The sequence below is a fragment of the Nocardia sp. CC227C genome (assembly GCF_030767025.1).
Classification (GTDB): domain Bacteria; phylum Actinomycetota; class Actinomycetes; order Mycobacteriales; family Mycobacteriaceae; genus Nocardia.
Genome location: NZ_JASITE010000019.1, coordinates 60,103 through 74,362, shown reverse-complemented (window position 1 = coordinate 74,362; position 14,260 = coordinate 60,103). Strand labels below are relative to the sequence as shown.

General features: G+C 69.0%; 9 protein-coding genes. 5 read left to right on the top strand and 4 right to left on the bottom strand.

Going from position 1 to position 14,260, the window contains the following annotated elements; translation table 11 throughout:
- Nucleotides 1-31 precede the first annotated feature (31 nt).
- Nucleotides 32-889 (top strand): bifunctional 2-polyprenyl-6-hydroxyphenol methylase/3-demethylubiquinol 3-O-methyltransferase UbiG, encoded by an 858-nt coding sequence (locus QMO76_RS30100; protein ID WP_306364728.1) that lies wholly within the window; start codon nucleotides 32-34, stop codon nucleotides 887-889.
- Nucleotides 890-1,319: 430 nt separating this feature from the next.
- Here QMO76_RS30100 and QMO76_RS30095 read toward each other — a convergent pair whose 3' ends face one another.
- Nucleotides 1,320-1,523: a hypothetical protein gene (locus QMO76_RS30095; RefSeq protein ID WP_306364727.1), complete on the bottom strand. Its 204-nt coding sequence runs from the start codon at nucleotides 1,521-1,523 to the stop codon at nucleotides 1,320-1,322.
- Nucleotides 1,524-1,787: 264 nt separating this feature from the next.
- Between QMO76_RS30095 and QMO76_RS30090 the strand changes: the two genes are divergently transcribed.
- Entirely contained in the window at nucleotides 1,788-3,233 is a 1,446-nt protein-coding gene (locus QMO76_RS30090; protein ID WP_306364726.1) for an aldehyde dehydrogenase, read from the top strand.
- 74 nt (nucleotides 3,234-3,307) lie between these two features.
- Here QMO76_RS30090 and QMO76_RS30085 read toward each other — a convergent pair whose 3' ends face one another.
- The 3 genes from QMO76_RS30085 to QMO76_RS30075 form a co-directional block, all read right to left on the bottom strand.
- Nucleotides 3,308-5,134 (bottom strand): phosphoenolpyruvate carboxykinase (GTP), encoded by a 1,827-nt coding sequence (locus QMO76_RS30085; RefSeq protein ID WP_306364725.1) that lies wholly within the window; start codon nucleotides 5,132-5,134, stop codon nucleotides 3,308-3,310.
- Between the two features lie 245 nt (nucleotides 5,135-5,379).
- A complete protein-coding gene (locus tag QMO76_RS30080; protein WP_306364724.1) occupies nucleotides 5,380-6,921 on the bottom strand; it encodes a hypothetical protein in 1,542 nt (513 codons plus the stop codon).
- 376 nt (nucleotides 6,922-7,297) lie between these two features.
- Nucleotides 7,298-8,359, bottom strand: a complete 1,062-nt coding sequence (locus tag QMO76_RS30075; protein ID WP_306364723.1) for a hypothetical protein — start codon at nucleotides 8,357-8,359, stop codon at nucleotides 7,298-7,300.
- A gap of 408 nt (nucleotides 8,360-8,767) precedes the next feature.
- Here QMO76_RS30075 and trmB point away from each other — a divergent pair, with 408 nt between their 5' ends.
- From trmB to QMO76_RS30060, 3 genes are read left to right on the top strand one after another with little or no spacing between them, the layout of a single operon-like run.
- Nucleotides 8,768-9,544, top strand: coding sequence for a tRNA (guanosine(46)-N7)-methyltransferase TrmB (gene trmB, locus QMO76_RS30070; protein WP_306364770.1), 777 nt, complete (start codon nucleotides 8,768-8,770; stop codon nucleotides 9,542-9,544).
- Nucleotides 9,541-10,287 (top strand): NYN domain-containing protein, encoded by a 747-nt coding sequence (locus QMO76_RS30065; protein WP_306364722.1) that lies wholly within the window; start codon nucleotides 9,541-9,543, stop codon nucleotides 10,285-10,287. The genes trmB and QMO76_RS30065 overlap by 4 nt, the downstream gene beginning before the upstream one ends.
- The gene (locus QMO76_RS30060) at nucleotides 10,287-14,201 is read left to right on the top strand and encodes an MMPL family transporter (protein ID WP_306364721.1); all 3,915 of its coding nucleotides are present in this window, start codon (nucleotides 10,287-10,289) and stop codon (nucleotides 14,199-14,201) included. The genes QMO76_RS30065 and QMO76_RS30060 overlap by 1 nt, the downstream gene beginning before the upstream one ends.
- Nucleotides 14,202-14,260 lie beyond the last annotated feature (59 nt).

Here is a 14,260-nt window from a genome sequence, read left to right as displayed (position 1 = left end):
GCCCCGTGGTCGCTGTGCGAGACTGGCCGCCATGCTTCGAGCCGCGCAATCCGGATGGCGACGTCCGCGTTTCGCCCGTCGCGCTACCTTGCGGCGGTCCCTGCGTCTGCTGGGCAGCTTCCGATTCGAGCAGACGGATCCGGCCGTGTTCTACGGGGGCGTGGCCGCCGATACGGCCGATCTGGTCGGCGACTTCTACCGGGATCTGACCGGTCGTTCCCTGCGCGGGACCGTCGTGCTGGATGTCGGCGGCGGTCCCGGCTATTTCGCGGACGAGTTCGCCGAGGCCGGAGCGCGCTACCTTCCGGTCGAGCCGGATCCCTCGGAGATGCACGCGGCGGGACTGTCGGTGCCGGGGGCGGTGCGCGGTTCCGGGATGGCGCTGCCGTTCCGCGATGACGCGGTGGACATCTGTGTGTCGTCGAACGTGGCCGAGCATGTGCCGCAGCCGTGGGTGATGGCCGACGAGATGCTGCGCGTGACCAAGCCGGGCGGCCTGATGGTGCTGTCCTACACCGTCTGGCTCGGCCCCTTCGGCGGGCACGAGACCGGCCCGTGGCACTACCTGGGCGGGGAGTACGCGGCCCGGCGCTACCGGCGCAAGCACGGCCGGGAGCCGAAGAACCGCTTCGGGCGGTCGCTGTTCGCGGTGCGTGCCGCGGACGGCCTGCGGTGGGCCCGGTCGACCCCGGCGGATATCGAGATTCTGGCGGTCTTCCCGCGCTACCATCCGCGCTGGGCGTGGTGGCTGGTGCGGATTCCCGGACTGCGGGAATTGCTGGTCAGTAATTTGGTGGTGGTCGCCGGTAAACGGAATTCAGCGCTCGAGGCATCCGCGACGCCAGAGTCGGCGCAGTCCCCCCGTGCATTCGGGTTCGCCCCACGGTGACTCCTGGTTTGCGAGCCCCACTGTTTCGATGGCGGTGAGCCCGACCTGTCCGGCGAGTTCGTTGACCGTGGCAACGGCTTCGGCGGCTCGCAATGCGGCGGTCGCTTGCTCGGTTGTCAGTGTCCGACCGGGGAGGAATGACACCACCCAGCCACCGGCGCCCACGCTTTTCGCCTGATGCGGTGTGAGATCGCTGGTCATCAGCGATCTTCCGATCACTTGCACCGACATGACTCGGACTCCCTGTGCCGTAACGGTTCATGAATCGAACGAGCAATCCGCGGTAGCTATAAGCATGCTCGCAGCGGCTGCAGAATGCAATAGTGCGTTTCATGAAAAGCGAACCGACAGGTTGGAATTCGAAATTAGGAATGTCTAGTATTTGCCACACGTATGCTCAAATACCCTGCGCTCCCGGCGATCTCGATGATCACCGATCCGCCATGACCAATCGCAATACCGGCTGCCCCGCCCGATCCGCACATTGCGGACCCGCCACCACTTCGACCCGCCAACCCGGTGGCAGCACCCGCTGCAATTTCTCCGCGGCCCGATGCAGGGGCGTACCGGCGGCCACCGCCGGCAGGTCGGTGATCTCCGGGAGCACGAAAGCGCCGAGATCCAGATCGGTCATGCCATCGCCTGCCTTCCGTGAGTCGGCTCAGCTCCCCCCGGCCGAACCCGCATGCCGAAGACGAGCAGCGAACAACCTCAGTTGAAAAGAATAGCTAACTTTTGGCAACCGGACCGATGGTCCGTGAGACGAAAACCACAGTGAGCATAGGCCACACCTCGGCGCACCGACGGCGAACGCCGCACGAACGGCGCGCCCGCCGCCCGGACAGCAGTCCGGACCATCATCCGGACAACCCTCGACGGAAAACTGTAACGTGTTCCTATGAATTACCAGAGCTTGTTCATCGGCGGCCGCTGGACCGCTCCCGCCAGCGCCGAACGCGTCCCGGTCGTCTCACCCGCCACCCTGGAAACCGTCGGCAGCGTGCCGGTGGTGAGCCGCGCCGACGTCGACGCCGCGGTGGCGGCGGCCCGCCGCGCCTTCGACAGCGGCCCATGGCCCGCCACACCGCCGGAGCAACGCGCCGAAGTCCTCGCCCGGATCTCCCAACTGCTCGATCAGCGGGTCGGCGACCTGGTGGCCGCACTCAGCGCGGAGATGGGCGCACCCGCCATGACCGCCAACACGCTCAACTACTTTCCGGCCAAGGCCGCCCTCGACTTCTACGCCGGACTCGGAAAGTCCTTCCCCTGGAGCGAGACTCGCGTCGGCGCGTTCGGAACCAGTCGGGTTTCGCGCGAACCGGTCGGTGTGGTCGCGGCCGTCACCGCGTGGAACGTGCCGCTCTTCCTGGCCGTCAACAAGCTCGCTCCGGCCCTGCTCGCGGGCTGCACGGTCGTGCTCAAGCCCGCACCGCTCACCCCGCTGACCACCAATCTGCTGGCCGACCTGTGCACCGAGGCGGGTTTACCGGAGGGCGTGCTGTCGGTGCTGCCCGCCGACGCGGAGGTCTCCGAATACCTTGTCTCCCATCCCGATGTGGACAAAGTGACCTTCACCGGCAGCACCGCGGTAGGTCGCAAGATTGCGTCCAGCGCGGGCAGTCAGCTCAAACGCTGCTCGCTGGAACTCGGCGGCAAATCAGCGGCAATCCTGTTGCCGGACCTGGATATCGCCGCGAGCATGCCCCAACTCGCCTTCTCCGGCCTGATGAACTCCGGTCAGGCGTGTGTGGCGCAGACCCGTATTCTCGCGCCGCGCAGCCGGTACGACGAGATCGTGGAAGGGCTGGCGGACGCGGTACGCGCCATGAAGACCGGCGTTCCGAGCGATCCCGACGCGACCCTCGGCCCGCTCATCTCGCAGCGGCAACGCGACCGTGTCGAAGGCTATATCGCCAGGGGCAAGGACGAGGGCGCTCGCCTCGTCCTCGGTGGTGGTCGCCCCGACGACCTGCCGGGCTGGTTCCTCGAGCCGGCCGTCTTCGCGGATGTCGCGAACTCCATGGCCATCGCGCGCGAGGAGATCTTCGGCCCGGTGCTGTCGGTGCTGCCCTACGACACCGAGGCGGAGGCCGTCGCCATCGCCAACGACAGCGACTACGGACTCGCCGGTTCGGTGTGGACCACCGATATCGAACACGGCGCGGAGGTCGCCGCCAAGGTGCGCACCGGCACCTACGCCATCAACTGGTACGCCTTCGACCCCTGCGCACCCTTCGGCGGCTACAAGAACTCCGGTATCGGCCGCGAGAACGGCCCCGAGGGCCTCGACGCCTACTGCGAACAGAAATCCCTGCTCATGCCCATGGGGTACACCGGCACGTAAGCGATTGCGGTGGAACGAAATCGCCCGCCCACACCGCGGTGGTGTGGGCGGGCGGTCGCGTCGATGCGCGCGCGTCAGCCGAGGCGCTGCTTGAGGGCCTCGAACTCGTCGCGGACACCCGAGGGCAGCTTCTCGCCGATGAACTCGAACCACTCCTCGATGAGCGGGAGCTCGCGACGCCACTCCTCGGGCTTGACGGCCAGGGCCTCGTCCACGTCGGACTCGTTCACGTCGAGGCCGTCGAGGTAGAGATCGGCGGCGGTGGGGACATTGCCGATCGGGGTCGGGCGGGCGTCCTTGCGGCCCTCGATGCGGCCGATGATCCACTCCAGCACGCGGGAGTTCTCACCGAAGCCGGGCCACAGGAAGCGGCCGTCCTCGCCGCGGCGGAACCAGTTGACGTAGAAGATCTTCGGCAGCTTCTCGGCGTCGGCGTTCTTGCCGATATTGCCCCAGTGGCCCAGGTAGTCGCCCACGTGGTAGCCCATGAAGGGCAGCATGGCCATGGGGTCGCGGCGCACGGTGCCGACCTTGCCCTCGGCGGCGGCGGTCTGCTCGGAGGCCATGGTCGCGCCCATGAACACGCCGTGCTGCCAGCTCAGCGATTCGGTCACCAGCGGCACGGTGGTCTTGCGGCGCGCGCCGAACAGGATGGCCGAGATCGGCACGCCCTGCGGGTCGTCCCACTCGGGCGCGAGGATCGGGCACTGCGACATCGGCGTGCAGTAGCGCGAGTTCGGGTGCGCGGCGAGGGTTTCGGACTCGCGCTCGTACCAGTCGTTGCCCTTCCAGTCGATCAGGTGATCGGGGGTGCCCTCCAGGCCCTCCCACCACACGTCGTTGTCGTCGGTCAGGGCGACATTGGTGTAGACGGTATTGCCCGCCTCCATGGTGGCCATGGCGTTCGGGTTGGACGAGTGGTTGGTGCCCGGCGCGACGCCGAAGAAGCCGAACTCCGGGTTGACGGCGTAGAGGCGGCCGTCCTTGCCGAAGCGCATCCACGCGATGTCGTCGCCGAGGGTCTCGGCGCGCCAGCCCGGGATGGTCGGCTGGATCATGGCGAGGTTGGTCTTGCCACAGGCCGACGGGAAGGCCGCGGCGATGTAGTACGCCTTGTTCTCCGGCGAGATGAGCTTGAGGATGAGCATGTGCTCGGCCAGCCAGCCCTCGTCGTGCGCCATGGCCGACGCGATGCGCAGCGAGTAGCACTTCTTGCCCAGCAGCGCGTTGCCGCCGTAACCCGAACCGTAGGACCAGATCTCGCGGTCCTCGGGGAAGTGGGTGATGTACTTGGTGTCGTTGCACGGCCACGGCACGTCGGCCTGGCCCTCGGCCAGCGGCGCGCCGACGGAGTGCAGGGCCTTCACGAACGGCTTGTCGGTGCCGAGCTTCTCCAGGGCGGCCGCGCCCATGCGGGTCATGACGCGCATGGAGACGACCACGTACTCGGAGTCGGTGAGTTCGACACCCAGCTTGGGATCGTCGGCGCCGAGCGGGCCCATGCAGAAGGGCACCACGTACATGGTGCGGCCCTTCATGCAGCCGCGGTACAGCTCGGTCATGGTGGCGCGCATCTCGGCCGGATCGACCCAGTTGTTGGTCGGGCCCGCGTCGGCCTCGGTGCGCGAACAGATGTAGGTGCGAGATTCGACGCGAGCGACGTCGGAGGGATCGGAGAGCGCGAGGAACGAGTTGGGCTTCTTGGCCTCGTTCAGCTTCTTGAAGGTGCCCGCGGCGACGAGTTGCTCGGTGAGACGGTCCCACTCCGCGTCGGACCCGTCCGCCCAGACCACGCGGTCGGGCTGGGTCAGTTCTGCGACCTCCTGAACCCAGGCAAGCAGTTCCTTGTGCTCGGTGGGCGCGGTGCCATCGTGAAGACCAGGAATGGTCGCTGAGGTCATGAAAACTCTCCTGAGATGGGTGGCCTCGGATGGCTCGAGCCGGCGTGAGTCCAGCTCGCGACACCTGTTGCCACCGATTGCGGTCGGGCCCCCGCCCGCCGTCTGCGCGATAGCACGTCCCGGCTGGACGGCATACAGGGACGAAGCGGACGCCCGGGTTCCTGCTATAGAGGTTAACGCCATATATCCCGGGTGCAGGAATCGGGTTGTCCAGTCGGTATCGGGTCGAGACCGCCGACCAGCGGTTATGTGAATTCCAGTGTGCGAAGGTCACGTTCACAGGCCGCTAATTGCCCTGGTCGGCGCGCTGTGGCGGCGCGGAGCAGGTCCTCGATTTCGCCTACCCGGCGGTCTGTTTCCACCACATTCTCGGTCGCCAACCGAACCAGCTGGTCTGTGATTTGATCCTCGGCCTCCACCAGCACCGCGGCCACCCGCTGCTCCAACTGCGCCTTCACATTCACCAGCGCATCCGCGATCCACTGGCGCAAATGCGCCTTGTCGGCCAGCTGACCGCGCGCCCGCGCCAACCAGGCGGCCACCCCCGCGCCCAGCAGCAGGGTCAGCGGAACGGTGGCGTAGTCCAACGCGGGCATGAGCGCGAACGGCGAGACGATCAGCCGCCCCAGCCCGAAACCGGCGGACGCGCCGACCACGATCATCAACCGGTCCTCCACGCCGATACGGCGCGGCTCCGGATCGGGACCGACCCGGGGCGGGGCGGCGACCCGCTGCGCCACCCGCATGGTCGGCTCGGGCTCGGCGTCCTCGTCCTCGGTCAGTGCGAACGCCCGAACGGTCAGCTCGACGATCCGGGTCAGATCGGTGAGCCGGTGGCGGATCTCGGCGTCGATCTCCGTGGTCAACTCGTCGACCGCACGCTGCAGATTCCGGGGATAGTCACGCTGCTCGGCGCGGCCGAGGCGCTCGACATCGGCGCGGGCAGCGATATTGAGCGAACGGATCCGCGCGCCGACCTCGTGCACGAGATCGACCTTCGCCAATTGCATCCGATTGTGCAGGGCCGTCATGCCGATCGACCGCCCGCCGTCGCCGACGGCCAGCAGTTCCACCCGCTCCTCCCGCAGCGCGGCCGTATCGGCGGCCGACCGCAGGGCCTCGATCTGCTCGCCGATGCGTCGACGGGTATCCGCGAGCACCCGCCGCAGCACACCCTCGGCCTGGTCGGCGGCGGTCACCGCGCCCGCCGCGGCGGCCAGGCGGGCGTGCAGCAGAGCGATACCGGCGCGATCCAGCAGGGCCGCGTCCGCGACGGCGCCGTCCTCGGCGGTGCGCGCCGCCGCGGCCAGCTGCGGTGACACCGGGACGATATCGACACCGGCACGGTCGTCGAGGGCCGCGGCCAGCAGCTCCCGGTTCCGGTCCCGGACCGCACGCCAGTCGTCGTGCGCATGGATGCCGCCCAGTGCGAAGACGATCCGCGCACCGCCCGCCCGCAGCCGCCGCACCACGTCCAGGGTGTGCGCCCCGATCGGCGCCGCGGCATCGCACAGCACCAGCGCCACGCCGACCGGCCGCGACGGCGCCTCGACCGGCTCCGACACCTCGAGCCGGGGTACGAAGCGCGCCAATTCGGCGCGCAGCAATGCGGTGTTGGCATCGTCGACGCCGATCAGCGTGATCGAACCGGCCACCTCACCGCCGACCCGCGCCGCCTCCAACAGCGCCATACCCTGTGGATTCCAGCGCGCCACAACGGCTTCCGCCGCTGGCGGCAGCACCAGGGAGGAGACTCGCGCGGAGTGCGCCGCCGCATCGACCGGCACGGCCAATCCGTACGGAATCGAAAAGAGTCCGGACGGCAGAGAAGACATTCCGAACGGGGTTCTCTCGCTTCCAGACGGAGTTGATCCGGGCGACCGCAATGACATTCCGAACGGAGTATTTACAGTTCTGGACGGAGTGGATGAGGCGGCCGGTCCGGCGGCCGCGGCATCGGAGGCGACGGAACCGTCGGTCGGCGCGGACGACACCCGCCCGCGCGGCGACCCGGAACCGGGTTCGCGGGGCTCTCCGGTGGTTCCACCCGCCGGCTGTTCCCGCCGCACGGGGCCCCGGCTCAACGGCTCGTCGTACGGAGCGGGCGGACCGACCAGCGGGGTGGCGGGCTCCCGGCGCGTGTCGTGGGCGGTGCCGGGGCGTTCAGAGTCGGGCATCGGTCAACCGTTCCCACAGGCGGACGTAGCCGTCGTGAATGCGCAGCGCGGCGCGACGAGCATCCGGTGTGATGTCGGCGGCGACGACCGCACGCCAGTGCGCGGCGTGCGCCAGGGCCTGGTCCGGATCGGTGGGCGCGGGGTCGGTGGAGGGCAGCCGGGCGAGCGCGGGACTGGACAGGCCCGCCCGCAGTCCCAGCGCCAGGGCTTCGTCGCCCCGGAGGTAGGTCTCGATGCGGTCGCGCGCCGGAATGCGGCAGGCGGCCAGCCGGGTGAGCTCGTCCAGCAGTTCACCACCGCGCCGGGCGGCACGCCATTCGCAACGCCGGCGCAGCTCGGCGTGCAGCGGGTCGATTCCGCTGGCGGCGTGCAGGATCTGCACGATCCGCCCCGAGGGCAGTTCGGGCCGGAACCGCAGCGCGGAGAGGGCGCACGCCAGGCCGGGCAGCGGCCAGCGGGCGAGCAGCGCCTTCCGATCGACGGTATCGGACCCGAAAGCGGGGTCGGTGAACCGTTCCGGGACAAGGGCGAAGGTCGGGTCCGGATGGTCGCGGTGGCGGCGCAGGGTGGCCAGTTCGGCATCGATGACGATGCCGGAGCGGGTTTGCGCCGCCAGGGTCGCCACCAGCGGATGAACGGGAACGCCGAACTCCTCGGCACAGTGCTCGGCGGCGGCGACGGCATCGCTCCAGCGGCTGCCGATGGCATCGGCCTTGTTCAGTATCAGCAGGATTCGCTCCGGCGGCACGGTGCCGAGCACCGCTCTGTCCGCGGGGTGCGGGGCGCCCGCCAAGATATAAAGGACGAGATCGCCGTCCAGCACCGGTTCGGGTTGCCCCGGCACGTCCACCGAGGGTGTCTCCTCGGCGGCGAGCAGGGCCAAAGCCCGCTGCACCGTGGTCTTTCCGGCACGGCTGCGCCCGGTGACCTGAATGCGCAACGGCCGCCGCCAGCGCCGGACGGCGGCTTCGAGTTGTGGGGGGACCGGCGTATCGCTCGCGCGGACCGCCGTCAGCAGCAGCTCCAGTTCGCTTCGACCTTCATCCATCGCGTATCTCGCTGTAGCTCAACGCAATAACTCACGTGTTTTCGGCAGAAATGCCCTGAAATCCGGCGTGCCCGTACCGGCATCCGCGCGCCCTTCGCGAATACAGCGGAATCCTAGTCACGAAAACGACTCCATGAAGCGGGAATTGCGCCTTCGGGGCAACCCCGCTGGCCGGGGCGCCGGCCACCCCGGCCGACGGCACGGACGGTGCGCCCGGTCACCGGCACCGTGCCCGTGTGTGCCCCATCACGGTGCGCCCATTCGACCGCGGGCGCGCATTACCGCTCGTTTCCCGGCATCCGGTCACGGAAACGCAGGTGGGGGGACCATCGCGAAAATGGCCGCCGGAAAACCGGTTGCGCTCGCAACGCATGGTCGATTGCTGCACTAAACATCCAATACTGGACAATGGACGCCGTGAACGACGCCGCGAACCACACTGCCGAGTCAGTTCCCGGGCCGCGGTCGGCCACCGGCAACCGTCTCTACCCCCGGGTCACCAGCTTCCGGTCCCGCCGGGGCGCGCTCACGCCGTCCCAGCAGGAGTCCTGGGAGCGGATGTGGCCGCGCATCGGGAAGGACGTGTCCGACGACCGGCTCGACGCCGACGCCTGGTTCGGCCGCACGGCGCCGCTCATCATCGAGATCGGCTGCGGTACCGGTACCGCCACCGCGGCCATGGCCCTCGACGAGCCGCAGTTCAACCTGATCGGCATCGAGGTCTACAAGCCGGGTCTGGCCATCCTGGTGAAGACCATCGAGCGCGAGGGCATCGACAATATCCGGCTACTGCGCGGCGATGCCGTGGACGTGCTGGAACACATGATTGCCGAGGAGTCGCTGACCGGCGTCCGGATCTTCTTCCCGGACCCGTGGCCCAAGGCTCGCCATCACAAGCGGCGGCTGATCCAGCCCGCCACACTGAAGCTCATCGCGTCGCGGCTGAAACCCGGCGGCGTGTTGCATGTCGCTACCGATCACGCCGACTACGCGGAGTGGATCGCCGCGGTCGGAGCTGGAGAACACCAGCTCATCGGCCTGAATGAGACGACCGGGGGCAATTCGGACGACTGGCGCAAAACCGCACCAATCGGTTTCGAACGTCCGATTACCAAGTTCGAAAGCAAAGGACTCCGCGCGGGTAGCGCGATCAACGAGTTCATCTGGGGGAAGATCGAATCATGAGTGTCAGCGAAATGACCCCGGAGGTCTCGGATGTTGCCGGAATAATGCACGGCACCCCCTCCGCGGAAGTGCCCGGCACCCCAGCACTAGGCGTCAGCACCCCGGACGTGCGCCGCGTCCTGTTGGTCTGGGACGCGCCGAATCTCGATATGGGACTCGGCGCGATCCTCGGCGGCCGCCCCACGGCCGCCTACCGCCCCCGCTTCGACGCGCTCGGGCGCTGGCTGCTGGCCCGCACAGCCGAACTGTCGGTAGGTAGCCCGCGCCGGGTCGAACCCGAAGCCACCGTCTTCACCAATATCGCGCCCGGCACCGCCGATGTGGTGCGGCCGTGGGTGGAAGCACTGCGCAATGTCGGCTACGCGGTCTTCGCAAAACCCAAAATCGACGAGGATTCCGACGTCGACAGCGATATGCTCGCCCACATCGAGCTACGCCGTCGCGGCGCGGGCCTGGCGGGCATCATGGTCGCCTCCGCGGACGGACAGGCGTTCCGCGCACCGCTCGAGGAGATCGCCGCGACGGGCGTTCCCGTTCAGGTGCTCGGATTCCGTGAGCACGCGAGTTGGGCCGTCACGTCCGATATCCTCGAGTTCATCGATCTGGAGGACATCCCGGGCGTGTTCCGTGAACCGCTGCCCAGGGTGAGCCTCGATTCGCTGCCCGACGAGGGAGCGTGGCTGCAGCCCTTCCGGCCGCTGTCCGCACTGCTCACCTCCCGCCCCGCTCAAGGAGTCGCTTAGTGTTCACCCGCTGGGGCGACCTGGTCTACCGGCTGCGCTTCGCCGTGCTCGGCGTGGTCACGGCCGCCATGCTCGCGCTCGGAGGTTTCGGGTTCGGGCTGGAAAACCATCTCAGCTCCAGCGGGTGGTTCGACCCCACCTCGGAATCCACCCAGGCCGCCGAACTCAAGGACCAGGTCTACGGCCGCGACCACAGCGCCGACATTCTGCTGCTGTTCACCGCGCCCGAGGGCAAGACCATCGACGATCCGGAGTTCAGCCGGACGGTCGTCGACAAGCTCAACAGCCTGCCCGAGGAATACCCGCTGATCACCAAGGTCAACGGGGCCTACTGGCAGACCGAGACCGGCGAGTGGATCCCGTCGGTCGCGGGCAGCAAGGACAAGAAGCACGCCTTCGCCGCGCTGTCCCTCGAGGGCAACAACGACACCGAGATGCTGCGCAACTACGCCCAGGTGCAGGGCGCCTTCGAGATTCCGGGTGTCCAGGTCGAGGTCGCGGGTCTGCAACCCATCGGGTTCACGCTGAACGACACCATCGCCAGCGACGTGAAGCGCATGGAACTGCTGGCGCTGCCCGCCGTCGCGGTGCTGCTGTTCTTCATCTTCGGCGGCATCGTCGCCGCCTCGCTGCCGCTGATCATCGGCGGGCTCACCATCCTGGCCTCCAACGGCATCATCATGGGGCTGACCAAGTTCACCGAGGTGAACTCGTTCGTCTCGGCCGTGGTGTCCATGATCGGCCTGGGTCTGGCCATCGACTACGGCCTGTTCATCGTGAGCCGGTTCCGCGAGGAACTCGCCGAGGGCTACGACACCAAGGCCGCGGTGCGCCGTTCGGTCATGACGGCGGGCCGCACCGTGACGTCCTCGGCGACCATGATCATCGCCGCCAGCGCGGGCATGCTGCTGTTCCCGCAGGGCTTCCTCAAGTCGGTCGCCTACGGCACCATCGCCGCGGTGCTGCTGGCCATGGTGTCGGCGCTCACCGTGCTGCCCGCCATGCTGAGCATCCTCGGCCCGCGTGTGGACATGCTCGGCCTCAAGTGGATTCGCAAGACCAAGACCGCCGACGAGGTCGAGAACAGCTTCTGGGGCCGGATGACCGCGTGGGTGATGAAGCACCCGCTCAAGGTCGCCATCCCGCTCACCATCGTGCTGCTGCTGCTCATCATTCCGGTGAAGAACCTGCAGTTCGGCGGTATCAGCGAAACCTATCTGCCGCCGGACAATCCGACCCGCCTGGCGCAGGAGCACTTCGACGAGATCTTCCCGCTGCGCAAGTCCGACCCGGTGCAGCTGATCATCGTCACCGACAACTCGCGCAATATCGGGCAGATCCTGGCGGAGGCGAATCAGGCTCCCGGACTGGTGAAGAACTCCCAGTTCGGCATTCCGGCCAAACCGCCGAACGATTCGAACGTGTGGGTCTCCGAGGCCACCGTCACCGACAGCGCCCATCCCGAGGACACCGTCGCCTATCTGCGCTCGATGGCGGTGCCCGAGGGCGCGGAGGTCATGGTCACCGGGCAACCGGTCATGATGATGGACAGCATCGACTCGCTGCTGGACCTGATGCCGCTGATGATCGCGCTGGTACTGCTGGTCACCACCATCCTGATGTTCCTGACCTTCGGATCGCTGGTGCTGCCGCTCAAGGCGGCGCTCATGAGCGCGCTCGGCCTCGGCTCCACGCTCGGCATCCTCACCTGGATCTTCATCGACGGCCACGGTGCGAGCCTGCTGAACTTCACGCCGCAGCCGATCATGTCGCCGGTGCTGGTGCTGATCATCGCGATCATCTACGGCCTATCCGTGGACTACGAGGTGTTCCTGCTCTCCCGCATGGTGGAGGCGCGCACGCAGGGAGCGAGCACCACCGAATCCGTGCGCGTCGGCACCGCCCAGACCGGCCGCATCATCACCGCGGCGGCGCTCATCCTGCTGGTCGTGACGGGCGCGTTCGCGTTCTCCGAACTCGTGATGATGCAGTACATCGCCTACGGCATGGTGGCGGCGCTGTTCATCGACGCCACCGTGCTGCGCATGCTGCTGGTGCCCGCCACCATGAAGCTGCTCGGCGACGACTGCTGGTGGGCTCCGGCCTGGATGAAGAAGGTCCAGGAGAAGGTCGGCCTCGGCGAACCCATTCTCGACGATGAGCGGCCCGGCGGCGGGGACATGGTGGACCTGGTGAAGACCACCCCGGTCACCGACCCCGTCACTTTGCAGATGCCCGCGCTGGCCGACGGCACCCCCGCCACCAAGCCGCGCTCGTTCCGCAAGATCCGCCCCCGCATGGTGGACAGCGAGGCCCCGACCGAGCGGCTGGATGACTCCACCACCGTCCTGCCCGTGGTGACGGCCTCCGGCGGTATCGCCCAGACCAATGCGGCCGAGGCCGTGGCCCGCGCCACCGGGGCGATCCCGAAGGTCGACGCCCGGCCCGGCTCGGACGCGGCCGGCGCTCCCACCCGTTCGGCCCGGCCGACGGACTCCGGCAGCGCCACCGCAGCGGACGATCCGAGCCGGTCCGGCCCCGCCCCGGGTGTCGGCGTGCAGCCCCGCGCCGCGTCCAATCTGACCAACCTGTCCGGTCTCGACTCCGGTGCCGGTGAGCCCCGGGCTTCCGGTGCGGCGGTCCCACGCCCGCCGGGCGATGACGGCCAGTCGGACGAGGCGGGCCGGTATCGCGGCGACGACGCCCCCCGGAGTCCGGAAGGCGGTGCGTCGCACGCGGGCGACGAGATGGCGCGTGGTGCGGATGCCGCCGCGCGCGGGCCGGTGCCGCAGATCTCCCAGCCCAGCACCCGGCGGTCGACATCCCCGGCGGCGGAGGGCGATTCCACCGTAGCGCCCGCGACCCCGCTGGTAGCGGGTGCCGAACGGGTGCTGCCACCGCCCGGTGTGGAGAAGCTGCCCCCGCATCCCGCCACCCGCGCGCAGCTGTACCAGCCGCATCCCCCCGCCGCTCCCCGGCAGCCGCAACAGGCACGGACGCCCTACCCGTCGGCGCAGCCACCGCAGGCGCAGTCGCCCGCGCAACCGCCGCAGCCGCAACCGCCGCAGGCGCAGCCGCCCGCGCAGCCATCGGCCCACCCGGGTGAGCGGCCGGGCTACGAGCCGAGCCGCACCACCGAGGTCGGCCGTCCGCCGCTGGCCCAGGGCGACCGGGCATCCGGCGCAGGGTTCGACCCGTCCGGCGGAGCCGCCGGAACCGACCACCAGCCGCCCGGCCGACCGCCCGCGCAGGCACACCAACCGCTCGGCCCGACTGCGCAGACACACCACACGCCTGGCCAGCCACCCGCCCAGGAACACCCGACACCGGGCCAACCGCCCGCGCAGACACATTCGACACCGGGGCAGCCGCTCTCCCAGGCACACCCGACACCGGGCGAGCCGCCCGCTCCGACGCCTCAGCATCCGGCTCCGGCCCAGCCCGCCGGTCCGGGTCGTCCGGACCTCGCCGAGCGGTCCGGTCCGGGTCGTCCGGACGCCGACGAGCGGTCCTACCCGAGCCGTTCGGGTCACGGCCAGCCGCCCGAGCCGGAGCACCGGGCGGGCGGCCAACCACCCGCCCAGCGGCATCCGGCCCCGGGAGCTCCCGCCGCCGACCAGCCCGCCCCCGGCCGTTCGGGTGCGCCGCAGCGCCGAGTCGGTTCCGCCGCGGACGAGCCGACCGAGGCGATCCCGGACGCCGCCGCACCGGAGCACCGGCCGATCCCGCCGGCCGCCGGGGAGCGGCCGCAGGGCGGCGGCCCGCGCGGCAGCGTCGAACAGTGGATGTCCGACCTCCGCGCCGCCCGCCGCCGTCCGGCCGCCAAGGACGACGACGAGGAGGGCCGCCACCGCGGCGGCGAGGGTCGGACCGTCAGCGTCAACGAACTCCTCCGCCGCCAGAACCGCGACTAAGCCAGACATTTCGCCACACATCTCGGAAATTAGATATCTGATAATATGATTTTTGATAT